General features: G+C 70.2%; 20 protein-coding genes and 1 pseudogene. 15 read left to right on the top strand and 6 right to left on the bottom strand.

What is annotated here, in order from left to right; genetic code table 11:
* Positions 1-119: 119 nt before the first annotated feature.
* The 5 genes from C3489_RS25545 (at position 120) to C3489_RS25525 (ending at position 5,982) form a co-directional block, all read left to right on the top strand.
* Positions 120-1,742 (top strand): ABC transporter substrate-binding protein, encoded by a 1,623-nt coding sequence (locus C3489_RS25545; protein ID WP_103784408.1) that lies wholly within the window; start codon positions 120-122, stop codon positions 1,740-1,742.
* 165 nt (positions 1,743-1,907) lie between these two features.
* Entirely contained in the window at positions 1,908-2,840 is a 933-nt protein-coding gene (locus C3489_RS25540) for an ABC transporter permease (RefSeq protein WP_181139838.1), read from the top strand.
* Positions 2,833-3,771 carry an ABC transporter permease gene (locus C3489_RS25535; protein ID WP_103784407.1) on the top strand — a complete coding sequence of 313 codons (939 nt, stop codon included), beginning with the start codon at positions 2,833-2,835 and terminating at the stop codon, positions 3,769-3,771. The genes C3489_RS25540 and C3489_RS25535 overlap by 8 nt, the downstream gene beginning before the upstream one ends.
* 11 nt (positions 3,772-3,782) lie before the next feature.
* Positions 3,783-4,841: an ABC transporter ATP-binding protein gene (locus tag C3489_RS25530; protein ID WP_103784406.1), complete on the top strand. Its 1,059-nt coding sequence runs from the start codon at positions 3,783-3,785 to the stop codon at positions 4,839-4,841.
* The gene (locus tag C3489_RS25525) at positions 4,834-5,982 is read left to right on the top strand and encodes an ABC transporter ATP-binding protein (RefSeq protein WP_103784405.1); all 1,149 of its coding nucleotides are present in this window, start codon (positions 4,834-4,836) and stop codon (positions 5,980-5,982) included. Before C3489_RS25530 ends, C3489_RS25525 begins: the two co-directional genes overlap by 8 nt.
* Positions 5,983-6,103: 121 nt before the next feature.
* Here the strand turns inward: C3489_RS25525 and C3489_RS25520 are convergent, their stop codons facing one another.
* The 5 genes from C3489_RS25520 to C3489_RS25500 are packed head-to-tail and all read right to left on the bottom strand — an operon-like array spanning position 6,104 to position 11,884.
* Positions 6,104-7,093, bottom strand: a complete 990-nt coding sequence (locus C3489_RS25520; RefSeq protein WP_103784404.1) for an ABC transporter ATP-binding protein — start codon at positions 7,091-7,093, stop codon at positions 6,104-6,106.
* Positions 7,090-8,094: an ABC transporter ATP-binding protein gene (locus tag C3489_RS25515; RefSeq protein WP_103784403.1), complete on the bottom strand. Its 1,005-nt coding sequence runs from the start codon at positions 8,092-8,094 to the stop codon at positions 7,090-7,092. Before C3489_RS25515 ends, C3489_RS25520 begins: the two co-directional genes overlap by 4 nt.
* A complete protein-coding gene (locus tag C3489_RS25510; RefSeq protein ID WP_103784402.1) occupies positions 8,091-8,999 on the bottom strand; it encodes an ABC transporter permease in 909 nt (302 codons plus the stop codon). Before C3489_RS25510 ends, C3489_RS25515 begins: the two co-directional genes overlap by 4 nt.
* The gene (locus tag C3489_RS25505; protein WP_258054940.1) at positions 8,996-10,030 is read right to left on the bottom strand and encodes an ABC transporter permease; all 1,035 of its coding nucleotides are present in this window, start codon (positions 10,028-10,030) and stop codon (positions 8,996-8,998) included. Before C3489_RS25505 ends, C3489_RS25510 begins: the two co-directional genes overlap by 4 nt.
* Before the next feature lie 3 nt (positions 10,031-10,033).
* Positions 10,034-11,884: an ABC transporter substrate-binding protein gene (locus C3489_RS25500; protein ID WP_103784401.1), complete on the bottom strand. Its 1,851-nt coding sequence runs from the start codon at positions 11,882-11,884 to the stop codon at positions 10,034-10,036.
* A 408-nt stretch (positions 11,885-12,292) separates the two neighbouring features.
* On the opposite strand from C3489_RS25500, the gene C3489_RS25495 reads away from it, so the two are divergent.
* Genes C3489_RS25495 through C3489_RS25475 form a run of 6 tightly spaced genes read left to right on the top strand, consistent with a single transcriptional unit; the run spans position 12,293 to position 18,099 of the window.
* Positions 12,293-13,924 (top strand): ABC transporter substrate-binding protein, encoded by a 1,632-nt coding sequence (locus C3489_RS25495; RefSeq protein WP_103784400.1) that lies wholly within the window; start codon positions 12,293-12,295, stop codon positions 13,922-13,924.
* A 6-nt stretch (positions 13,925-13,930) separates the two neighbouring features.
* Positions 13,931-14,854: an ABC transporter permease gene (locus C3489_RS25490; RefSeq protein WP_103784399.1), complete on the top strand. Its 924-nt coding sequence runs from the start codon at positions 13,931-13,933 to the stop codon at positions 14,852-14,854.
* Entirely contained in the window at positions 14,847-15,854 is a 1,008-nt protein-coding gene (locus C3489_RS25485; protein ID WP_181139837.1) for an ABC transporter permease, read from the top strand. Before C3489_RS25490 ends, C3489_RS25485 begins: the two co-directional genes overlap by 8 nt.
* Before the next feature lie 6 nt (positions 15,855-15,860).
* Complete coding sequence (locus tag C3489_RS38810) at positions 15,861-16,034, top strand: hypothetical protein (protein WP_181139836.1); 174 nt, start codon at positions 15,861-15,863, stop codon at positions 16,032-16,034.
* 6 nt (positions 16,035-16,040) lie between these two features.
* Entirely contained in the window at positions 16,041-17,015 is a 975-nt protein-coding gene (locus C3489_RS25480) for an ABC transporter ATP-binding protein (protein ID WP_103784398.1), read from the top strand.
* On the top strand, positions 17,008-18,099 hold the full coding sequence (locus C3489_RS25475) for an ABC transporter ATP-binding protein (RefSeq protein WP_103784397.1): 1,092 nt from the start codon (positions 17,008-17,010) through the stop codon (positions 18,097-18,099). The genes C3489_RS25480 and C3489_RS25475 overlap by 8 nt, the downstream gene beginning before the upstream one ends.
* A 123-nt stretch (positions 18,100-18,222) precedes the next feature.
* Here the strand turns inward: C3489_RS25475 and C3489_RS25470 are convergent, their stop codons facing one another.
* On the bottom strand, positions 18,223-20,340 hold the full coding sequence (locus tag C3489_RS25470) for a S9 family peptidase (protein WP_103784396.1): 2,118 nt from the start codon (positions 20,338-20,340) through the stop codon (positions 18,223-18,225).
* A gap of 156 nt (positions 20,341-20,496) precedes the next feature.
* On the opposite strand from C3489_RS25470, the gene C3489_RS25465 reads away from it, so the two are divergent.
* The 4 genes and pseudogenes from C3489_RS25465 to C3489_RS38805 form a co-directional block, all read left to right on the top strand.
* On the top strand, positions 20,497-20,691 hold the full coding sequence (locus C3489_RS25465) for a hypothetical protein (protein WP_030842840.1): 195 nt from the start codon (positions 20,497-20,499) through the stop codon (positions 20,689-20,691).
* Between the two features lie 52 nt (positions 20,692-20,743).
* Positions 20,744-21,610: an N-acetyl-1-D-myo-inositol-2-amino-2-deoxy-alpha-D-glucopyranoside deacetylase gene (gene mshB, locus C3489_RS25460; RefSeq protein ID WP_103784395.1), complete on the top strand. Its 867-nt coding sequence runs from the start codon at positions 20,744-20,746 to the stop codon at positions 21,608-21,610.
* Complete coding sequence (locus C3489_RS25455) at positions 21,610-22,026, top strand: DUF6113 family protein (RefSeq protein WP_103784394.1); 417 nt, start codon at positions 21,610-21,612, stop codon at positions 22,024-22,026. The genes mshB and C3489_RS25455 overlap by 1 nt, the downstream gene beginning before the upstream one ends.
* 187 nt (positions 22,027-22,213) lie before the next feature.
* Positions 22,214-22,801, top strand: a pseudogene (locus C3489_RS38805) (hypothetical protein); the annotation flags it as partial.

The raw sequence follows: 22,801 nt of genomic DNA, 5'->3' as shown, positions 1-22,801 counted from the left end.
GCCTTGTGCGGCGCCGACTCAGCGAGCGGGGGGACACCTCACCATCTGCGCCGTCCATGACGGTGGAGTGACGGCTGCCCCCCTATGCGGTGAACCAAAGGACTCATAAGGAGGAACCCATGCGCGGTGCGAAGAGCGCCAAGTGGGTCGCGATAGCCGCGGTTGTGGCGCTGGGCGCGACCGCCTGTGGTGGTGGCAGCGGGGACAAGGGCGACAGAAAGGCCGCGATCGACCCGAACGGCAAGTTCTCGGTCGAGACGGGCGAGCCGCAGAACCCGCTGCAGCCTGCCAACACCATGGAGTCCAACGGGTCCCTGGTGATCCGGGCCCTGTTCACCGGTCTCGTCGACTACGACGCCAGCGGCAAGATCGTGATGATGAACGCCCAGTCCGTGGACACCACGGACAGCAAGACGTTCACCGTCAAGCTGAAGCCGGGCTGGAAGTTCCACGACGGCACCCCGGTCACCGCCACGTCCTACGTCAAGGCGTGGAACTGGGCGGCCAACCCGGCCAACAAGCAGACCAACAGCTTCTGGTTCTCCGACATCCAGGGCTACGACGACGTCGCGCCGGCCGAGGGCAAGCCGAAGGCCACCGAGCTGTCCGGTCTGAAGGTCGTCGACGACAACACCTTCACCATCACGCTGAAGAAGGCTCTGCCCTACTTCGTCTACAAGCTGGGCTACGAGGTCTTCGACCCGCTGCCCGAGTCCTTCTACAAGGACCCGGCGGCGGCCGGCGAGCACCCGATCGGCAACGGCCCCTACAAGTTCGTCAGCTGGCAGCACAAGCAGCAGATCGAGGTCGTCAAGAACGCCGACTACACGGGTCCGAACGCGGCGAAGAACGGCGGCGTGATCTTCAAGAACTACGCCAAGCTGGAGACCGCCTACCAGGACCTGAAGTCCGGCAACCTCGATGTGATGCGTCAGATCGCCCCGCGCGACCTGCCGGTGTACAAGGCGGACCTCGGCGACCGTGCCGTGGACCAGTCGTACTCCGCGATCCAGAGCATCGCGGTGGCGTACTACACCAAGCAGTGGAAGGACATCGACCCCCGCGTCCTCCAGGGTCTGTCGATGGCCATCGACCGCGACACCATCACCAAGACGGTGCTCCAGGGCACCCGTGAGCCCGCCACCGGCTGGGTCGCCAAGGGTGTTCTCGGCTACCAGCCGAACGCCGCCGGTGACATCACCAAGTACGACCCGGCCAAGGCCAAGGAGCTCATCAAGGCCGGCGGTGGCGTCCCGGGCAACAAGATCTCCATCCAGTTCAACGCGGACGGCGGTCACAAGGAGTGGGTGGAGGCCGTCTGCGGCTCCATCACCAAGGCCACCGGCGTGGCGTGCACCGGCGACTCCAAGGCCGACTTCCAGGCCGACACCAAGGCGCGCGACGCGCACGAGGTGAAGTCGCTGTACCGCTCCGGCTGGGTGCTCGACTACCCGTTCATCGCCAACTTCATCCGTGACCTGTTCGGCACCAAGTCCGACGGCAACCAGGGCGCCTTCTCCAGCAAGGAGATCGACGCCCTGATCACCCAGGCGGACAACGCGAAGACGCTGGAGGAGTCGCAGAAGCTCTACCAGCAGATCGAGAAGGAACTGCCGAAGTACATGCCGAGCATCCCGCTCTGGTACTACAAGGTCAACGCGGGCTACTCGGAGAAGGTGTCCGGCGTCAAGTACGCCCAGGACGGCGACCCGATCCTGACCGGCGTTCAGGTCAAGAAGTAACCGCTGGCGAAACAGCGTTGCCGTGCCGCACCCCCGCCCGGGTGCGGCACGGTTCGGCCGAACAGGCCGGGGGGCCCTTTTCACCGCACACGCACGGACAACAGCTCGGGGGAGCGTTCGTGTGCGGCGGAAAGGGCCTGCCGCTGTGACTGACATGGAGGCACCATGGGGCGCTATGTCGCACGACGACTGCTCCAGATGATCCCGGTCTTCATCGGGACAACCCTGCTGATCTTCCTGATGGTCTACGCCCTGCCCGGCGATCCCGTGCGGGGTCTCTTCGGAGACAAGGCCACAAGCCCGGCGGTCCTCAGGGCCCTGCGGCACGAGTACGGCCTCGACAAGCCGGTCCTGGTGCAGTACTGGGACTACATGCGGAACATGGTTCTGCACTTCGACTTCGGCAGCCAGGTCGGCAGTGGCCGCAAGGTCACCGAGATCCTCGGCGACGCCTTCCCGGTGACGCTGCGTCTGGCCGGTCTCGCGTTCGTCATCGAGGCCGTCCTGGGCATCCTGCTCGGCGTCGTCTCCGGCATGCGCGCCGGCAAGGCGGCCGACACCACCGTCCTCTTCCTGACGCTGCTGCTGATCTCCGTGCCGACCTTCGTGCTCGGCTACATCCTGCAGACGGTGTTCGCGCTGAACCTGGGCTGGCTGGAACCGTCGGTGACCGACCCGACCGACTTCAACCAGCTGCTGCTGCCGGCCATCGTGCTGGCCAGCGCATCGCTGGCCTACGTCGCCCGGCTCAGCCGCACCTCGATCGCGGAGAACCTGCGGGCCGACTACATGCGCACGGCCGTCGCCAAGGGCCTGCCCCGCCGCCGTATCGTCGGCGTGCACCTGATGCGCAACTCGCTCATCCCGGTCGTCACCTTCCTCGGCACCGACCTCGGTGCCCTGATGGGCGGCGCCATCGTGACCGAGAGCATCTTCAACATCCATGGCGTCGGCGGCACGATCGCCGAGTCGATCACCCGCCGTGAGGGCACCACGCTGGTCGGCCTGGTCACCATCCTCGTCCTCGTGTACCTCGTCACCAGCCTGATCGTCGACCTGCTGTACGCGGTTCTGGACCCGAGGATCCGTTATGCCTGAGCTGACCACCAAGACAGCGGACGAGCCCGTCGTCGCCACCGCCGCCGGTGCCGTCGCCGAGGCCAAGCCCGAGAAGACGCGCAGCCTGTGGGGCGACGCCTGGCGGGACCTGCGCACCAACTGGGTGTTCGTCGTCTCCGCCGTGCTGATCCTGCTGCTGCTCGTGATGGCGGCCTGGCCCGGCCTGTTCACCGGTGCCGACCCCGACAACAAGGACCTGGCGGCCCACTACCTCCAGCACCCGCACTACGGCAACGTCTTCGCCGAGGACTGGCTGGGCTACGACGCCCAGGGCCGCAGCGTGTACGCCCGCGCCATCTACGGCACGCGCGCCTCGCTCCTGGTCGGTGCCGGAACCACCTTGCTCGTGACGGTCTTCGGTGGCCTGATCGGCATGCTCGCCGGCTACTTCGGCGGCTGGATCGACGCCGTGCTCTCGCGGGTGACGGACATGTTCTTCGGCATCCCGTTCCTGCTCGGCGCGATGGTGATGCTGAACTCGTTCACCGACCGCTCCATCCCGGTCGTCATCGCCGCCCTGGCCTTCCTCGGCTGGACCCAGACGGCCCGCGTCATGCGAGGCGCGGTCATCACCGTCAAGGCGACGGACTACGTGCAGGCGGCCAAGGCGCTCGGAGCCTCCACCAACCGGATCCTGTTCCGCCACGTGCTGCCCAACGCGGTGGCCCCGGTGATCGTCGTCGCCACCATCTCGCTCGGTGTCTACATCGGTGCCGAGGCGACCCTGTCGTTCCTCGGTCTCGGCCTGAACGGCGTGTCGTGGGGCAACGACATCTCCGACGGCGGCAACTCGATCCGCGTCGCGCAGTACATCATGCTGTACCCGTCGATCATGCTCAGCATCACGGTGCTGGCGTTCATCATGCTCGGTGAGGCCGTCCGCAACGCCCTCGACCCGAAGTCGCGCTGAGGGAGGCGTACGTGACCATCATCGAAGACACCACTTCCGTGCCCTCGCCGCGTGGCGAGGGCGGCGACGGCGGTCCGCTGCTCGAAGTGCGCGACCTGCACGTCGAGTTCCACACCCGCGAGGGCGTGGTCAAGGCCGTCAACGGCGTCAACTACAGCGTCTCCGCGGGCGAGACCCTCGCCGTGCTGGGTGAGTCCGGCTCCGGCAAGTCGGTCACCGCGCAGGCCATCATGGGCATCCTCGACATGCCGCCGGCGAAGATCCCGCAGGGCGAGATCCTCTTCCGCGGCCAGGACATGCTCAAGATGTCCGCCGAGGACCGCCGGCAGATCCGTGGCCGGCGCATCGCGATGATCTTCCAGGACGCGCTGTCGTCCCTGAACCCGGTGCTGACCGTCGGCTACCAGCTCGGCGAGATGTTCCGCGTCCACCAGGGCCTGTCCAAGAAGGACGCCAAGGCCAAGGCCATCGAGCTGATGGACAAGGTCAAGATCCCGGCCGCGGCCGCCCGGGTCAACGACTACCCGCACCAGTTCTCCGGCGGTATGCGCCAGCGCATCATGATCGCCATGGCGCTGGCCCTGGAGCCGGACCTGATCATCGCCGACGAGCCGACCACGGCCCTCGACGTGACGGTTCAGGCCCAGGTCATGGACCTGCTCGCGGAGCTGCAGCGCGAGTACAACATGGGTCTGATCCTCATCACCCACGACCTCGGCGTCGTCGCCGACGTCGCGGACAAGATCGCGGTGATGTACGCGGGCCGGATCGTGGAGCGCGCCCCGGTCCACGAGCTGTACAAGCGGCCGGCGCACCCCTACACGCGGGGTCTGCTGGACTCCATCCCGCGCCTGGACCAGAAGGGCCAGGAGCTCTTCGCGATCAAGGGTCTGCCGCCCAACCTGCTGCGCATTCCGAGCGGTTGCGCGTTCAACCCGCGCTGCCCCAAGGCCCAGGACATCTGCCGCGAGCAGGTCCCGCCGCTGGCGCCGGTCACCGAGCAGGACGGCACGGAGCTGCCGGGCCGCGCCTCGGCGTGCCACTTCTGGAAGGAGACGCTCCATGGCTGAGCTCAGCAAGAACGACGAGCAGCGGGACGCCACGCCGAACGTCTCCGAGGTGGACGTCGTCGACGCCCACTCCGAGGAGGAGGCGGTCGCCGCGATCGAGGCGCCGGTGCAGCGCGGTGAGCCGATCCTCCAGGTGCGCAACCTGAAGAAGCACTTTCCGCTGACCCAGGGCATCCTGTTCAAGAAGCAGATCGGCGCGGTCAAGGCCGTCGACGGGGTCTCCTTCGACCTGTACCAGGGCGAGACCCTCGGCATCGTGGGCGAGTCCGGCTGCGGCAAGTCCACGGTCGCCAAGCTCCTGATGAACCTGGAGCGCGCCACCGCGGGCGAGATCTTCTACAAGGGCCAGGACATCACCAAGCTGTCCGGGCGCGCGCTGAAGGCGGTCCGCCGCAACATCCAGATGGTGTTCCAGGACCCGTACACCTCGCTCAACCCCCGTATGACCGTGGGCGACATCATCGGCGAGCCCTTCGACATCCACCCCGAGGTGGCCCCCAAGGGCGACCGGCGCCGCAAGGTGCAGGAGCTGCTCGATGTCGTCGGTCTGAACCCGGAGTACATCAACCGCTACCCGCACCAGTTCTCGGGCGGTCAGCGTCAGCGCATCGGCATCGCCCGCGGCCTGGCCCTGAACCCCGAGATCATCATCTGCGACGAGCCGGTGTCCGCGCTGGACGTGTCCGTCCAGGCGCAGGTCGTCAACCTGATGGAGCGTCTGCAGGACGAGTTCAACCTGTCCTACATCTTCATCGCGCACGACCTGTCGATCGTCCGGCACATCTCGGACCGTGTGGGCGTGATGTACCTCGGCAAGATCGCCGAGATCGGCACGGACGAGCAGATCTACGACCACCCGACGCACCCCTACACCCAGGCGCTGCTGTCGGCGGTCCCGGTGCCGGACCCGGACGCCCGCGACCACCGCGAGCGCATCATCCTCACCGGTGACGTGCCGTCCCCGGCCAACCCGCCGTCGGGTTGCCGGTTCCGCACGCGGTGCTGGAAGGCGCAGGACAAGTGCGCGGAGGAGGTGCCGCTGCTGGCGATCCCCGAGCGCTTCAAGGGCGCGGACACGCCTGCGGCGCACGAGTCGGCGTGTCACTTCGCCGAGGAGAAGGACGTCGTCCACGCGGTGTGACTGCCGTCGGCTGAGCCGTTGTTCCCGGTGCCCTTTGTTTTGGGGCGCCGGGAACTTTGGTTTTTCGGTCCGTTTTCGGGTGCGGGTGCGTTGTGGCTGGTCGCGCAGTTCCCCGCGCCCCTTACGTCGGAATCAGCCCCGTTGGTGACAAGTGGCAGGCCGACTGCGTGGCCGTACCGGTGTTCAGGATGCCTGGGTCCTTTGTGCGGCAGGCCTCTGCCACCCCTGCCCGTGCCGCCTCACCGCTTGCCAACATCGGGCATCTGGCGTGGAAGCGGCAGCCGGGCGGGATGCGGGACGGGTCCGGGGGTTCGCCGGTCAGGATGACCGGGGTGCCGGGGGCCTCGGGGAGGACAGACAGGAGGGACCGGGTGTACGGGTGGCGGGGAGCCGTCAGTACCTCTTCCACCGTTCCCGTCTCCACGATCCGGCCCAGGTACATCACCGCCACCCGGTCCGCGATGTTCCACGCCAGGCCCAGGTCGTGGGTCACCACCAGGGCCGCCAGGCCCAGTTCCGTGCGCAGGCGCAGCAGCAGGGCCAGGATCTCGCCGCGGACCGAGGCGTCGAGGGACGCCACCGGTTCGTCGGCCACCAGCAGCTTCGGCTCCAGCACCAGCGCGCCCGCGATGACGACCCGCTGCCGCTGGCCGCCGGAGAGTTCGTGCGGATAGCGCAGGAAGAAGCGCTCCGGTGGGCGCAGGCCCGCGCGGGACAGGGCGTCGGCGACCGCCGCGCGCTCGTCCCCGGCGTGGCCGTGGATGCGCAGGCCCTCGGCCACCGCGTCGTACACCGTGTGCCGTGGGTTGAGGGAGCCGCTGGGGTCCTGGAGGACCAGTTGGACCTGGCGGCGGTAGGCGCGCAGGGCGCGGCCCGAGTAGGACAGTTCCCCTCCGTCGTACGTCACCTGTCCCGCCGTCGGCTTCACCAGGCCCAGCAGGGCGCGGGCCAGCGTCGACTTGCCGCAGCCGGACTCGCCGACGAGGGCGACGATCTCACCGGGGCGGATGTCGAGTTCCACCCCGTCGACCGCGCGGGCGGGGCCGGCTCCCTGCCGGCCGGGGAAGGTGACGTGCAGCCCCCGGGCGCTGAGCAGCGGCGGTGTTGTCATGGGGTGCTCCTCGCGCTCTCGGACGGCAGGCCGCCGGCATCCGCATCCGGTACGCCCTCCACATGCACGCACGCCGCCGAGCGGTCCGGGCCGGCCTGCCGCAGGGGCTGGTCGTCGGCGGCGCACACCGGCAGGGCCACCGGGCAGCGGGCGTGGAAGGCGCAGCCGGTGGGGAGGGCGGAGGGGTCGGGCGGGTCGCCGGGCAGGCCCGCCGGTGCGAACCGGGACGCCGGGTCGCCGATGCGCGGGAACGCCGCCGACAGGGCCTTCGCGTACGGGTGCCGGGCGTCCTCGTGGACGGCCCGCGCCGGGCCCTGCTCGACCACCCGCCCGGCGTACATCACCGCCAGCCGGTCGCAGGTGTCGGCCAGGACCGCCAGGTCGTGGCTGATCATGATCAGGCCCAGATGCTGGTCGGTGACCAGCTGTTCGATCAGGCGGAGGATCTGCGCCTGGATCATCACGTCCAGCGCGGTCGTCGGCTCGTCCGCGACGACCAGGCCGGGTTCGCAGGCCAGTGCCATGGCGATCATCACGCGCTGGCGCTGGCCGCCGGACAGCTCGTGCGGGAAGGCGGAGGCGCGGGCCGCCGGCAGACCCACCTGTTCCAGCAGTTCCCCGGCCCGCTTGCGGGCGGCGGCCGGTGTCGCCCGGCCGTGCAGCAGGACCGGTTCGGCGATCTGGTCGCCGACCCGGTGCACGGGGTTCAGGGAGTGCATCGCGCCCTGGAACACGATCGACGCCCCCGCCCAGCGCACCGCGCGCAGACGTCCCCAGCGCATGCCGAGCACGTCCTCGCCGTCCAGCAGGATCCGCCCGGTGACCCTGGTGCCCGCGGGCAGCAGCCGCAGCAGTGCCAGCGCCAGCGTGGACTTGCCGCAGCCCGACTCGCCCGCGATGCCCAGCTTCTGCCCGGCCTCCAGGGTCAGGTCGACGCCCCGTACGGCGGCCGCCCCGCCCTGGTAGGTCACCGACAGGTCCCGCACCTCCAGCAGCGTCATCGCGCCACCCCCAGCCTGGGATTGAGGACGGCCTCCACGGCCCGCCCGCACAGCGTGAACGCCAGCGCCACCCCCGCGATCGCGATGCCGGGCGGCACCAGGTACCACCAGTCGCCGGAGCTGACCGCGCCCGCCTCCCGCGCCTCCTGCAGCATGCCGCCCCAGGACACCACCGTGGGATCGCCGAGCCCGAGGAAGGCCAGCGTGGCCTCGGCGAGGATGGAGGAGGAGATCATCAGCGTCGTCTGCGCCAGCACCAGCGGCATGACGTTGGGCAGCACATGGCGGGTCATGATGTGCCAGTGGCCGCCGCCGAGCGCCTTCGCGCGTTCGATGTACGGCCGTGACTCCACCGCCAGCGTCTGCGCCCGCACCAGCCGGGCGGTCGTCGGCCAGGTGGTCACGCCGATCGCCAGCACGACCGTGCCGAGCGAGCGGGACATCACGGTGGCCAGCGCGATGGCCAGCACCAGCGTCGGCATCACCAGGAACCAGTCCGTGACCCGCATCAGCACGGTCGCGTACGCGCCCCGGAAGTGCCCGGCGGTGATGCCGACGACCGCGCCGATCGCCACCGACAGCACCGCCGCCAGCAGGCCCACCAGCAGCGACACCCGCGAGCCCCACACCAGCAGGCCCAGCAGGTCGCGGCCGAAGCGGTCCGTGCCCAGCCAGAACTCCCCGCTGGGGCTCTCCAGCGGCCGCCCGGGCGCACCGGTCACGCTCGCCACGTCCGAGCCGACGGTCAGCGGCGCGGTCAGCGCGAGCAGGGCGAGGAGGGCGAGGGCCGCGAGGCCCACCAGGCCCGCGCGGTGGGTGCGGTACTGCCGCCAGAAGCGGGCGGCGGCCCGGCGGCGGCGCTGCCAGGCCAGCCCCGCCACGCTGGGTGTCGCGGTGGTGCTCATGTCCGCCCCACCCTCGGGTCGAGCAGCGGATAGACCAGGTCGGCCAGCGTGTTCATGACGATCACCGCCGCGGCGAAGAAGAGGAACAGGCCCTGCACCAGCGGCAGGTCGGGCACGCTGAGCGCCTGGTAGAACAGGCCGCCCAGGCCGGGCCAGGAGAAGACGGTCTCGACCAGGATCACCCCGGCGACGGTCCGGCCCAGGTTGACGAAGACGAGCGTGACGGTCGGCAGCAGCGCGTTGGGCACCGCGTGGCGGCGCCGCACCAGGTCGTCGCGCAGCCCCTTGGCCCGCGCGGTCGTCAGATAGTCGCTGCCCATCTCGTCCAGCAGCGCCGAGCGGGTGACGAGCAGGGTCTGGCCGTACTCGACGGCGACCAGCGTGACCACCGGCAGGATCAGGTGGTGGGCGACGTCGAGGACGTAGGCGAACCCCTCCTTGCCGCCGGACTCCATGCCGCCGGTGGGGAAGAGCCCGGGGAGCGGGCCGACGCCGACCGCCAGCACGATGATGAGCAGCAGGCCCAGCCAGAACGACGGCACGGAGTACAGGGTGAGCGCCAGCCCGGTGTGGACGCGGTCGGACAGGCTGCCGCGCCGCCAGGCCGCGCGGGTGCCGAGGAAGACGCCGAGCAGGGTGTAGAGCACGAAGCCGGTGCCGGTGAGCAGCAGCGTGTTCGGCAGCGCCTCGGTGATCTTGTCGAGGACCGGGGCGCGGAACTGGTAGGAGGTGCCGAGGTCGCCGGTGAGGGCCTTGCCGCAGTAATCCGTGAACTGCTGCCACAGGGGCAGGTCGAGCCCGAACTCGCGGCGGTAGGCGGCCAGTTGCTCCGCCGAGATGGGGCGGCCGCCGGTCATCGTGCGGACCGGGTCGCCGGGGATGAGCCGGAACAGGAAGAAGCCGGTGACGAGCACGGCCAGCAGTGAGACGGCGGCGCCGGCCAGCTTGCCGGCGCCGTAGCGCAGGTACGGCACCGGTGACGGGCGGCGCCGGTCGCGCGCGCCCGCCGTGGCGAGGGTGGTGGCGGTCATGGGCTACTCGCGGTCCTCGGCGGTGGAGCGGCGGCGCAGCGCGAGGAAGCCGGCGGCGCCCGCGAGGACGACGGCACCCGCGACGATCCCGATGACCACGCCGGTGGAGCTGCCGGAGTCGTCGGAGCCGTCGGAGGCGGCCGGGGTCGCCGACCACCAGCTCCAGTAGCCGTCCTGGCCGTAGATGTTGCCCGCCGCCTTCGGCATCGTCTCGATCGAGGCGATCTGGTCGGTGCGGTAGGCCTCCATCGCGTTGGGGTACGCCATGACGTTCATGTACCCGGTGTCGTACAGCCGCGACTCCATCTGCTTGACCAGGTCCGCCCGCTTGGCGGGGTCGTACTCGGCGAGCTGACGGGCGTACAGGTCGTCGAACTGCTTGTCGCAGATGAAGTTGTCCGTGGCACCCGTCTTCTTCGGGTCGGACGGCAGGGCCGCGCAGGTGTGGATGGACAGCACGAAGTCCGGGTCCGGGTTGACCGACCAGCCGTCGAAGGCGAGGTCGTAGGTGCCGGCCAGCCACGGGTCGCTGACGTTGTCCAGGCAGTCGAGCCGGACGCCGATGCCGAGCTTGCCCCACCACTCCTTCAGATACTGGCCGACGGCCTTGTCGTTGGGGTCGGTGGCGTGGCACAGCAGGCGGTAGGTGAGCGGCTTGCCGTCCTTGCCGACGCGCTGCCCGGAGCCGTTCTTCTTGTAGCCGGCCTGGTCGAGGAGCTGCTCGGCCTTCGCCGGGTCGTAGGCCAGTTCCTGCTCGCCGGACGGCTTCCAGAAGTACGACGTGAAGCGCGGCGGGATGTAGCCGGCGCCCTCGACGGCGTGGCCCTGGAAGACCCTGTCGACGAGGGTCTTGCGGTCGACGGCGAGGAACAGTGCCTGGCGCACCCGCTGGTCCAGCAGCGAGGGGTGGCCGTCGCCGAAGCGGGTGCCGTCCTTGGCGCGGGCGCCGGGGTTGACGGCGAGGGCGTAGAAGCGGCGGCCGGGCGCGTCGTTGACCTTGATGTTCTGCTGGGTCTTCAGAGCGGCGGCCTGGGCGGGGGTGAGGTTGCCGACGAAGGACACCTCGCCCTTCTGCAGGGCCGCGACGGCGGCGTCGCCGTCCTTGTAGTACTTGAAGACCAGCTCGTCGAACTTGGGGGCGCCGCGCCAGAACTTCTTGTTGGCCTTGAGCCGGACGTAGCTGTCGGCCTTGTAGCCGGCGAGCACGTACGGGCCGTCGCCGACGACGGGGAAGGTCTTGTCGTTGTTGAACTTGGAGAAGTCGCCGACCTTCTCCCAGATGTGCTTGGGCACGATCGGCACGTCGAGCGCGGTCATCGTGGCCTGCGGCTTCTTCAGCTCGATGACCAGCCGGGTGGGGCTCGGCGCGGTCACCTTGCGGAAGTTGGTGACGAAGCTGCCGTTGGCGGTGGCGGCGGCCTCGTCGGTCATCATCTTGGTGAACGTCCAGGCCGCGTCCTCGGCGGTGACCTTCTGCCCGTCGGACCAGGTGGCGTCGGAGCGGATGGTGTAGGTCCAGGTGAGCTTGTCGGCCGACGGCTGCCACCGGGTGGCCAGGCCCGGGATCGCGTGCGCGTCGCCGGGGTCGTAGTCCGTGAGGTACTCGTACATCAGCCGGTTGATGCTCGTGGACAGCAGACGGGTCGCGAGGAACGGGCTGAGCGAGTCGACGCTCTGCGCGACCGCGACGGTGAGCACCTTCGGGCCGCCGTCCGCCGCCGCTGCCTGCGCGGGCGCGGGGGCGAGCGGGGTGGCGAGGGCGGCGGTCAGGGCCAGCGCGGCGGTGCCGGCCGCGGCGCCGAGCCGGGTGGTGGGGCGCGCTCTTACGGGTCCGTGCTGATCGTTTCGCTTCATGGAACGTGACCTCGCGTCGTCGCTCGCAGGGGAGACGGCAGTGTCCGGAAGTGGCCGCTCGCTCGGGGACGGCTGTGTCTATCAGTGGCTGTCTGCGCACGTCAACGGTCCGTCAAACCCCTTGCTGCCTGCGAAAACAGGGCTTCGACACCCTCTGCTCCACCCCATTGGTCCAGTCCACTGAAGCGCCCCAGGTGAAGCCCTGACGGTCATTCGGGAGAACTCCCGGGGAACGCGGCGGACCCGCCCGGTGGTACGCCGTGCCGCCGGACGGGCGACCCGTGCCCCGGACGGATGGCGTGAATGTGAGGTATGTGGCATTCAAGCGGATAGTGGCGATAACGATCAGTGCCCGGCACCGGCGGCATCCCGTCGCCCGGTGCGGGCGCAGGGACGAGGAGGGACTCCATGCGCGGAGCCACGCACGCCACCTGGGCCGCCTGCGCCGCGGCGGTAGTCCTCGCGGCGACGGCCTGCGGGGGCGGGGGAGGCAGCGGCGGTGGCGGCAACGGCGGCGGTGTCCTCAGCGCGTCCTGGGGCGACCCGCAGAACCCGCTGGAGCCGGCCAACACCAACGAGGTGCAGGGCGGCAAGGTCCTCGACATGATCGTCCGCGGTCTGAAGCGGTACAACCCGGTCAGCGGCAAGGCCGAGGACATGCTCGCCCAGTCGATCCAGACCACCGACTCCCAGAACTTCACCATCACCATCAAGCCCGGCTGGACCTTCTCCAACGGAGAGAAGGTCACCGCCAAGTCCTTCGTGGACGCCTGGAACTACGGGGCGAGCCTGAAGAACAACCAGCGCAACGCCTACTTCTTCGGCTACATCCAGGGCTACGACAAGGTCCACCCCGACAGCGGGACCCAGACCGCGTCCACCCTGTCCGGACTGAAGGTCGTCAACGACCAGACCTTCACCGTCGCGCTCACCCAGAAGTTCTCCACGTTCCCCGACACCCTCGGCTACCCGGCGTTCGCGCCGCTGCCGCAGGCCTTCTTCACCGACCACGCCGGCTGGCTCAAGAAGCCGATCGGCAACGGCCCGTACACCATCGAGTCGTACGCCAAGGGCTCCCAGATGTCCCTGCGCAAGTGGGACGGCTACCCGGGCCCGGACAAGGCGCAGAACGGCGGCGTGGACCTGAAGGTCTACACGGACAACAACACCGCCTACACCGACCTGATGGCCGGCAACCTCGACCTGGTCGACGACGTCCCCGCCGCCCAGCTCAAGAACGTCAAGAGCGACCTGGGCGACCGCTACCTCAACACCCCGGCCGGCATCATCCAGACCCTCGCCTTCCCCTTCTACGACCCGGACTGGAACAAGCCGAACTCCGACAAGGTCCGCCAGGGCCTGTCCATGGCCATCAACCGCAAGCAGATCACCGACACGATCTTCGTCGACACCCGCACCCCCGCCACCGACTGGACCTCCCCGGTCCTCGGGGCGGCCGGCGGCTACAAGGCGGGGCTGTGCGGGCAGTACTGCGACTACGACCCGGACCAGGCCAAGAAGCTCATCCAGGAGGGCGGCGGCATCCCCGGCGGCCAGGTGAAGATCACCTACAACGCCGACACCGGCTCCCACAAGCAGTGGGTCGACGCCGTATGCAACTCCATCAACAACGCGCTCGACAACACCAAGGCCTGCGTCGGCAACCCCGTCGGCACCTTCGCCGACTTCCGCAACCAGATCACCCAGAAGAAGATGAGCGGCCCCTTCCGGGCCGGCTGGCAGATGGACTACCCGCTCATCCAGAACTTCCTCCAGCCGCTGTACTACACCAACGCCTCCTCCAACGACGGCCACTGGTCCGACAAGCAGTTCGACAGCCTGGTCGACCAGGCCAACCAGGAGACCGACACCACCAAGGCCGTCGGCCTGTTCCAGCAGGCCGAGGGGGTCGTCCGGGACAACATGGCCGCGATCCCGCTGTGGTACCAGAACGGCAGCGCCGGCTGGTCCGAGCGCCTGTCCGACGTGAAGCTGAACCCGTTCAGCGTGCCGGTGTACAACGAGATCAAGGTGAGCTGACCGGTCATGGGACGCTACGTCGTCCGGCGGCTGCTCCAGATGATCCCGGTGTTCATCGGGGCCACGCTGCTGATCTTCCTGATGGTGAACGTGATGGGCGACCCCATCGCGGGGCTGTGCGGCGAGCGGCAGTGCGACCCGGCCACCGCCGCCCAGCTGAAGAAGGAGTTCGGCCTCGACAAGCCGGTGTGGCAGCAGTACCTGACCTACATGGGGAACGTCTTCACCGGCGACTTCGGTACGGCGTTCAACGGCCAGGAGGTCACCGAGCTGATGGGCACGGCGTTCCCCGTCACCATCCGGCTCACCCTCGTCGCGATCGTCTTCGAGATCGTCATCGGCATCACCCTCGGCGTCGTCACCGGCCTGCGCCGCGGCCGGCCCGTCGACACCGGGGTGCTGCTGGCCACCCTCGTGGTGATCTCCGTGCCCACCTTCGTCACCGGCCTGCTGCTCCAGCTGCTGCTCGGCGTGCAGTGGGGCTGGGTCAGCCCGTCGGTGTCCTCCGAGGCGCCCTTCGACGAACTGATCCTGCCCGGCCTGGTACTGGCCTCCGTCTCCCTCGCCTATGTCACCCGGCTCACCCGCACGTCCATCGCGGAGAACCGGCGCTCCGACTATGTGCGCACCGCGGTGGCCAAGGGACTGCCCCGGCGCCGGGTCGTCGTGCGGCACCTGCTGCGCAACTCCCTCATCCCCGTCGTCACGTTCATCGGCGCGGACATCGGCGCGATGATGGGCGGCGCGATCGTCACCGAGCGCATCTTCAACATCCACGGCGTCGGCTACCAGCTCTACCAGGGCATCCTGCGGCAGAACACCCAGACCGTGGTCGGGTTCGTGACCGTCCTCGTGCTGGTCTTCCTGATCGCCAACCTGCTCGTCGACCTGCTCTACGCCGTACTCGACCCGAGGATCCGCTATGCCTGAGCCGCCGTACGAGCAGGAGGGCGCCGTCGCCGGCACCGGCATGGGAGGGGCGATGGACCTCGCCGCGAGTGAGGCCACCACGCTGGAGAAGAATCCATCAGCCGCCTCCGGCGGACGGGCCCCGGGCGGCCCCGAGGGCACCGGCCCGCAGGCCAAGCCCCGCAGCCTGTGGTCCGACGCCTGGCGCGACCTGCGCCGCAACCCGGTGTTCATCATCTCCGCCGTCGTGATCCTCTTCCTGATCTTCATCTCCCTGTGGCCGTCGGCCATCGCCTCCGGCTCCCCCCTCAAGTGCGACCTCGCCAAGGCCCAGGAGGGCTCCTCCCCGGGCCACCCCTTCGGCTACGACGGCCAGGGCTGCGACGTCTACACCCGGACGGTCTACGGCGCCCGTACGTCCGTCACGGTCGGCGTGTGCGCCACGCTGGGCGTGGCCCTGCTGGGCAGCGTGCTGGGCGGGCTCGCCGGGTTCTTCGGCGGCGCGGCGGACTCGTTCCTGTCGAGGACGACCGACATCTTCTTCGCGATCCCGGTCGTCCTCGGCGGCCTGGTGCTGCTGTCCGTGGTCACCAGCAACACGGTCTGGCCGGTCATCGGCTTCATCGTGCTGCTGGGCTGGCCGCAGATCTCCCGCATCGCCCGCGGCTCGGTCATCACCGCCAAACAGAACGACTACGTGCAGGCCGCCCGCGCCCTCGGCGCCTCCAACTCCCGCATCCTGCTGCGGCACATCGCGCCCAACGCCGTCGCCCCGGTGATCGTCGTGGCGACCATCGCGCTCGGCACGTACATCGCCCTGGAGGCCACGCTGTCCTTCCTCGGCGTCGGCCTGAAACCGCCCAGCGTGTCCTGGGGCATCGACATCTCCGCCGCCGCCCCCTACATCCGCAACGCCCCACACGCCCTGCTGTGGCCCTCGGGCGCCCTGGCGATCACGGTCCTGGCCTTCATCATGCTCGGCGACGCCGTCCGCGACGCCCTCGACCCGAAGCTGAGGTGAGCGATCGTGCTGCGCTGCGCGTGGTCCCGGCGGGGGGACGCGGATGCGGGCGGTGTGCCGGAGGGGGTGCCGTGCCCGCACGCCTCGCCGTGCCCGTCGGGCGGTCCGGCGGTGGCCGGCTCCGTGCCCATCCCGCTCGGCGACGCGGTCCGCGACGCCCTCGACCCGAAGCTGAGGTGAGCCGCCGTGCTGCTCGAAGTGCGTGATCTGCACGTGGAGTTCAGGACGCGGGACGGGGTCGCCAAGGCCGTCAACGGCGTCACCTACGGCGTGGACGCGGGGGAGACCCTCGCCGTGCTCGGCGAGTCCGGGTCCGGCAAGTCGGTCACCGCGCAGACCGTCATGGGCATCCTCGACATGCCGCCGGGCCGGGTCACCGGCGGCGAGATCCTCTTCCAGGGCCAGGACCTGCTGAAGCTGAAGGAGGACGAGCGGCGCAAGATCCGCGGCGCCGGGATGGCGATGATCTTCCAGGACGCCCTCAGCTCCCTCAACCCGGTGATGACCGTCGGCGACCAGCTCGGCGAGATGTTCGTCGTGCACCGCGGCATGTCCCGCAAGGACGCCCGCGCCCAGGCCGTCGAGCTGATGGAGCGGGTGCGCATCCCGGCCGCGAAGGAGCGGGTGCGGCAGTACCCGCACCAGTTCTCCGGCGGTATGCGCCAGCGCATCATGATCGCCATGGCGCTGGCCCTGGAGCCCGCGCTCATCATCGCCGACGAGCCCACCACCGCCCTCGACGTCACCGTCCAGGCCCAGGTCATGGAGCTGCTCGCCGACCTGCAGCGCGAGTACAACATGGGCCTGATCCTCATCACCCACGACCTCGGCGTGGTCGCCGACGTCGCCGACCGCATCGCCGTGATGTACGCGGGGCGGATCGTGGAGTCGGCGCCGGTGCACGACATCTACAAGGCGCCGGCCCACCCGTACACCCGCGGCCTGCTGGACTCCATTCCCCGGCTGGACCAGAAGGGCCAGGAGCTGTACGCCATCAAGGGCCTGCCGCCCAACCTCATGAGCATCCCGCCCGGCTGCGCCTTCCACCCCCGCTGCCCCATGGCCCAGGACGTGTGCCGTACGGACGTGCCCCCGCTGTACGAGGTCGACGAGGAGCGGGGCAGCGCCTGCCACTTCTGGAGGGAGTGCCTGCATGGCTGAGCCGATCCTCGAAGTGAGCGGGCTGGTCAAGCACTATCCGCTCACCCAGGGCATCCTGTTCAAGAAGCAGGTCGGTGCGGTGAAGGCCGTCGACGGCGTCGACTTCACCCTGGCCCGGGGCGAGACCCTCGGCATCGTCGGCGAGTCCGGCTGCGGCAAGTCGACGGTCGCCAAGATGCTGGTCAACCTGGAACGGCCGACGGCGGGTTCCATCAAGTACAAGGGCGAGGACGTCACCAAGCTGTCGGGCCGTGCCCTGAAGGCGGTCCGCCGCAACATCCAGATGGTGTTCCAGGACCCGTACACCTCGCTCAACCCCCGTATGACGGTCGGTGACATCATCGGCGAGCCGTACGAGATCCACCCCGAGGTGGCCCCGAAGGGCGACCGGCGCCGCAAGGTGCAGGAGCTGCTGGACGTCGTCGGTCTGAACCCGGAGTACATCAACCGCTACCCGCACCAGTTCTCCGGCGGCCAGCGCCAGCGCATCGGCATCGCCCGTGGCCTCGCGCTGCGCCCCGAGGTGATCGTCGCCGACGAACCGGTCTCGGCGCTGGACGTCTCCGTCCAGGCGCAGGTCATCAACCTGATGGACCGCCTGCAGAGCGAGTTCGACCTGTCCTACGTCTTCATCGCGCACGACCTGTCGATCGTCCGGCACATCTCGGACCGGGTCGGGGTGATGTACCTGGGCCGGATCGTGGAGATCGGCACCGACACCGAGATCTACGACCACCCCACGCACCCCTACACCCAGGCCCTGCTCTCCGCGGTCCCGGTCCCCGACCCGGAGGCCCGCGAACACCGCGAGCGCATCATCCTGAGCGGTGACGTGCCGTCCCCCACCAACATCCCCTCCGGCTGCCGCTTCCGCACCCGCTGCTTCAAGGCCCGCGACAAGTGCGCCCAGGAGGTCCCCCTGCTGGTGATCCCGCCCCAGCTGCCCGTGGGCCCACCCGCCCACCCGTCGGCCTGCCACTTCGCGGAGGAGAAGCACGTCGTCCCGGCGGAGGACCGTCCCGGCCGCCCGCCCGAGGCGCCCCCCGAGCAGCGCCCGCCGCAGCACGGCAGCGGGCCGGGGTGACATCGCTGCACCCCGGCCCGCTCACGGCACCCGCACGGCCGTACGCTGATCAGCCTCCCGCGTCCGTATATCGGTACCGCTTCCGTGAAGTTGCCGGTGTGTTAACGCAGTTCGCGGAGGTTTTCAGGGCTGTCCGAGCGCTCGCCGCAGGAAGTCCACCTGGAGCAGGAGCAGGTTCTCCGCGACCTGTTCCTGGGGGGTCATATGGGTCACCCCGGACAGGGGGAGGACCTCGTGCGGGCGGCCCGCCGCCAGCAGTGCCGAGGACAGGCGCAGCGTGTGGGCGACCACCACGTTGTCGTCGGCGAGGCCGTGGATCACCATCAGCGGGCGGTGCGGTTCGGCGGGGGAGACCAGGCCGCCGTCGTCCACCAGGGAGTTGTGCGAGTACGGCGCCGGGTCCGCGGTGGGGTCGCCGAGGTAGCGCTCGGTGTAGTGGGTGTCGTACAGGCGCCAGTCGGTGACCGGGGCGCCCGCGATGCCCGCGTGGAAGACGTCCGGGCGGCGCAGTACGGCGAGGGCGGCCAGGTAACCGCCGTAGGACCAGCCGCGGATGGCCACCCGGGACAGGTCCAGCGGGTAGCGGCGCGCGAGGTCGTGCAGCGCCTCGATCTGGTCGTCCAGGGTGAGGGTGAAGTCGTGGTGGATCGCCTTCTCCCAGGCCGGCGAGCGGCCCGGGGTGCCCCGGCCGTCCGCGACCACGACCGCGAAGCCCTGGTCGGCGAACCACTGCGAGGTCAGATGCGCGTTGTGCGCGGCGGCCACCCGCTGGCCGTGCGGGCCACCATAGGGGTCGAGGAGCACCGGCAGGGGGGTGTCACCGGGGTAGTCCGTTGGCATAAGCACGGCGCACGGGATACGCCGTGCGCCCCCTTCGGTGAACGTCACGCGCGGGGACAGACCGGGATCTTCGGCATATGACGGGACAGTCGCCACCGGCTTGCCGTCCCGCAGCACCTGGACCCGGGTACCCGGCCGGTCCGGCGCCGCCGACACCAGCACCGTGACGCCCCCGGCGCGCACCGCCGAGTGCACGCCGGGCTCCTGCGACACGCGCTCCACGCCGAGCTCGTTCACCCGGTAGACGTGCACCTCACCGGTCTCCGGCGCCTCGGCCTCCGCGCCCGCCGACGCCGAGACCAGCACGTCCTCGTCGGCGACGTCCAGCACCGCGCGGATGTGCAACTGCGGCCCGGTCAGCGGGCGTTCGCCCACCGCAAGGACCCGCGCGCCGCCCTCGTCCGCGATGCGGACGAGCTGTCCGGAGGGCGACCAGCTCGGCACCCCGGCGAAAAGTTCCAGCCAAATCGGATCATCGTCCGCGTGCACCATCCGGGTCGCCCCGGTGTCCGCGTCCACCGCCAGGTACAGCTGGCTGCGCTGGTCCCGCGCCTGCACGAGGAGCAGCGGCGCACCCGCCGCTGACCAGTGCACTCGCGCCAGATACGGGTAGCGCGCACGGTCCCAGACCACCTCCGTGCGCACCCCGTCCAGCCCGACGACGAACAGCCGCACCTCCGCGTTCGCCGTCCCGGCCGCCGGATACCCGACATGATGTGGCTCACGTTCCGGATGTGCGGGATCGGCGATCCACCAGCGCCTGACCGGCGTGTCGTCCACCCGCGCCACCAGCAGCCGGTCCGACTGCGGAGACCACCAGAAACCCCGCGAACGCGACATCTCCTCGGCCGCGACGAACTCGGCCAGCCCCCAGGTCACCCCCTCGGTCTCGGCCTCCACCAGCGCCCGGTCGCCCTCGCCCTCGGCGCCGACCACCCGCAGGGCGCCCTCGGCGACGTAGGCGACATGCCGCCCGTCGGGGGCGGGCCGCGGATCGATCACCGGCCCCGGAACCCGCAGTTCACGTGCCGTGCCAACCCGCAGCTCGGCCGTGAAAAGCCGCCCTGACAAGGCGAAAGAGGCCAGTTCCACGGCCGCGTCGGTGGCGTAGCCGACGATGCCGGCGCCACCCTCCCGGCTGCGCTCGCGGCGTGCCCGCTCCTCGGGCGAAAGATCCTCGAAGGCCCCGCCGAGCAGGGCGTACGGGTCGGCCGCCAGTCGCTCGGAGCCGTCGTTCACGTCGAGCACCCACAGCGCGCCCGCCCGGTCGGTCCCGGAGGACGACCGCAGGAACACGACACGGGAGCCGTCCGGCGCGACCGTGAACGAACGCGGCACGCCGAGGGTGAATCGCTGGGTGCGGGCATGCCGCCGCGGGAAGGAATCAGGCTCGCTCGTCATGCCCTGACCATATTGGCCATGAGCCCCCTTGTGCGCCCGTGCGCCGAGCGATGCGCGCGTACTGACAGCTATGATCACTAACGCTGCGTGGGTATGAACCTGTCGGCAAGCGCATGGATTTACAAGGTGCCCTGCTCTGTTTGGAGGTGAACCGCCGTGGCACTCTCGATTTCGGCGGTGGTGCTGCTGGCGATCATCGTCTTTCTTCTGATCAAGAAGTCCGGGCTGAAGGCGGGGCACGCGATCGTCTGCATGCTGCTCGGCTTCTATCTCGCATCCTCCACGGTCGCCCCCACCATCAACGAGCTGACCACGAACATCGCGGGCATGATCGGAAGCATCAAGTTCTGAGCCGCTTCAGCCCCTCCCCGGGCGGCGCCCGGCTTCACCGTAGGGTGGGCTCATGACCGCACTGCCCTCCCGACGTCTGCTGCTGGTGCACGCGCACCCGGACGACGAGTCGATCAACAACGGCGCCACCATGGCCAAGTACGCCGCCGAGGGCGCCCAGGTCACCCTGGTGACCTGCACCCTCGGGGAGCGCGGCGAGGTCATCCCGCCCGCCCTGCGCCATCTGACCGGCGCCGAGCTGGGCCGGCACCGGCTGGGCGAGCTGGCCGCCGCGATGCGCGAACTCGGCGTCACCGACCACCGGATGCTCGGCGGCACCGGCCGCTACACCGACTCCGGGATGATGGGCCTGCCCGACAACGACGACCCCGCCTGCTTCTGGCAGGCCGACGTCGACGAGGCCGCCGGACATCTCCTTCAGGTGATCCAGGAGGTGCGGCCCCAGGTCCTCGTCACCTACGACGACAACGGCGGCTACGGCCACCCCGACCACATCCAGGCCCACCGCGTCGCCATGCGCGCCGCCGAACTCGCCGCCGAGGCCGGCCGGCCCGTGGCCAGGATCTACTGGAACCGGGTGCCGCGCACGGTCGCCGACGACTCCTTCGCCCGCCTCCAGCGGGAGCTGCCGGGCCTGCCCTTCACCAAGACGGCCACGGTCGACGACGTACCCGGTGTCGTCGCCGACGCGTGCGTCACCACCGCCGTCGACGGCACCCCGTACTCCGCCGCGAAGGCCGCCGCGATGGCCGCGCACGCCACCCAGATCGAGGTCGCTCCCGGCGGCGCGTACTTCGCGCTCTCCAACGAGCTGGCGCAGCCGCTGTTCACCACCGAGTACTACGAGTTGGTGCGCGGGGAGCGCGCGGACGGGTGCGAGAGCGACCTGTTCGCGGGCCTCGGCTCCAAGGAGGCGTGATGGAGCAGCGCGGCTCCGGTTCCCTGCTCGCCCAGCCGCTGCGGCCGCCGTCGCCCGCGCGGGCCGCCGCCTACCTCGGCCTGTTCGTGCTCGGCGCCGTCGTCGCCGTGGCCGGGGCGCTGGTGCAGGCCGGCTGGTTCCCGGGCGGTCTGCTGCTGGCGCTGGCCGGCGCCGCCGGGCTCTTCCTCGGCGGGGCGCGCGCCGCCGGCAGCCGGGCCGGGGCCGTCGCGCCCGTCGCCGGCTGGATGATCACCGTCGTCTTCCTCACCGCCACTCGCCCGGAAGGGGACTTCCTGTTCGGCGCCGGAGGCGGCTCGTACCTCTTCCTGCTCGGCGGCATGGCCGTGGCTGTGATCTGTGCCACCCTCGGCGGCGGTCGGCGACCCGGCGCGGACACCGCCCGACTTGGCAAGTGACGTACCACTTCGCCACCGCGTGCACGTGCGAGTCCCGTGTGGGTTTCCCCAGCGGTCGTGGGATACGGGTCAGAGGTGGCCAGTATGGTGGTGCGCGCCGCCGAGCTTCCCCCAGGCTCCACGAGCAGGGGGGACCCCCAGCGAAGGTCGATGACGCGGGCGGCGGAGCCAACCGGGAGAACCTGCCTTGAGTCGTGAAACTGACACTCCGTCCTCCGGGCCCAAGGGGCGCGGCGGAGCCGCCTACCCCTCGGGGACTCCGCCGTACGGCACCCCGACGGCTTCCGGCGACACCACGGACGCGGGCCGCGCGGCCTCGCAGCCGGAGGAGAAGAAGACCGAGACGACGCTGACGACCCGGATCCGGATCAACATCCCCGGGTCCAGGCCGATTCCGCCCGTCGTCGTGCGCAAGCCCGTCGGGGACGGCGAAGCCGCCGAGAGCGAGAGCGCCGAGCCCCGTCCGGCCGGCGCCGCGACGTCCGCCGGCACCGCCGAGTCGCCCGCCGAGCCCGCGCCGCAGCCGGAGGAGAAAGCGACCAGCGACTGGTTCGCGCCCCGCAAGTCCGCGCCGGCCAAGGGCGGAGCGCCCGCCTCCGCCGGCAACGCCCCGGCCGCGTCCGGCGGTTCCGGTGGAGCGGGCCAGGGCGGGGGCCGGGCCGGTGGTGTCGTCGGCTCGATGAGCGCGCCGGGCGGCTCCCGGCCCGGCCCCGCCGGCCGCCCTCAGACGGGCCCCGGCGTGAACGGCTCCGGACGGCCCGGCTCCACCAACGGC

This window comes from Streptomyces sp. Ru71 (assembly GCF_002920535.1).
Classification (GTDB): domain Bacteria; phylum Actinomycetota; class Actinomycetes; order Streptomycetales; family Streptomycetaceae; genus Streptomyces.
Note: the sequence above shows the minus strand (reverse complement) of the source record. Positions and strands in the feature narration are given on the sequence as shown.

Bases quoted from the DNA above. Each gene is read 5' to 3' on its own strand.
- C3489_RS25545 (WP_103784408.1), top strand. From the start codon at position 120: ATGCGCGGTGCGAAGAGCGCCAAGTGGGTCGCGATAGCCGCGGTTGTG.
- C3489_RS25540 (WP_181139838.1), top strand. From the start codon at position 1,908: ATGGGGCGCTATGTCGCACGACGACTGCTCCAGATGATCCCGGTCTTC.
- C3489_RS25535 (WP_103784407.1), top strand. From the start codon at position 2,833: ATGCCTGAGCTGACCACCAAGACAGCGGACGAGCCCGTCGTCGCCACC.
- C3489_RS25525 (WP_103784405.1), top strand. From the start codon at position 4,834: ATGGCTGAGCTCAGCAAGAACGACGAGCAGCGGGACGCCACGCCGAAC.
- C3489_RS25520 (WP_103784404.1), bottom strand. From the start codon at position 7,093: ATGACAACACCGCCGCTGCTCAGCGCCCGGGGGCTGCACGTCACCTTC.
- C3489_RS25515 (WP_103784403.1), bottom strand. From the start codon at position 8,094: ATGACGCTGCTGGAGGTGCGGGACCTGTCGGTGACCTACCAGGGCGGG.
- C3489_RS25510 (WP_103784402.1), bottom strand. From the start codon at position 8,999: ATGAGCACCACCGCGACACCCAGCGTGGCGGGGCTGGCCTGGCAGCGC.
- C3489_RS25505 (WP_258054940.1), bottom strand. From the start codon at position 10,030: ATGACCGCCACCACCCTCGCCACGGCGGGCGCGCGCGACCGGCGCCGC.
- C3489_RS25500 (WP_103784401.1), bottom strand. From the start codon at position 11,884: ATGAAGCGAAACGATCAGCACGGACCCGTAAGAGCGCGCCCCACCACC.
- C3489_RS25495 (WP_103784400.1), top strand. From the start codon at position 12,293: ATGCGCGGAGCCACGCACGCCACCTGGGCCGCCTGCGCCGCGGCGGTA.
- C3489_RS25490 (WP_103784399.1), top strand. From the start codon at position 13,931: ATGGGACGCTACGTCGTCCGGCGGCTGCTCCAGATGATCCCGGTGTTC.
- C3489_RS25485 (WP_181139837.1), top strand. From the start codon at position 14,847: ATGCCTGAGCCGCCGTACGAGCAGGAGGGCGCCGTCGCCGGCACCGGC.
- C3489_RS25475 (WP_103784397.1), top strand. From the start codon at position 17,008: ATGGCTGAGCCGATCCTCGAAGTGAGCGGGCTGGTCAAGCACTATCCG.
- C3489_RS25470 (WP_103784396.1), bottom strand. From the start codon at position 20,340: ATGACGAGCGAGCCTGATTCCTTCCCGCGGCGGCATGCCCGCACCCAG.
- mshB (WP_103784395.1), top strand. From the start codon at position 20,744: ATGACCGCACTGCCCTCCCGACGTCTGCTGCTGGTGCACGCGCACCCG.
- C3489_RS25455 (WP_103784394.1), top strand. From the start codon at position 21,610: ATGGAGCAGCGCGGCTCCGGTTCCCTGCTCGCCCAGCCGCTGCGGCCG.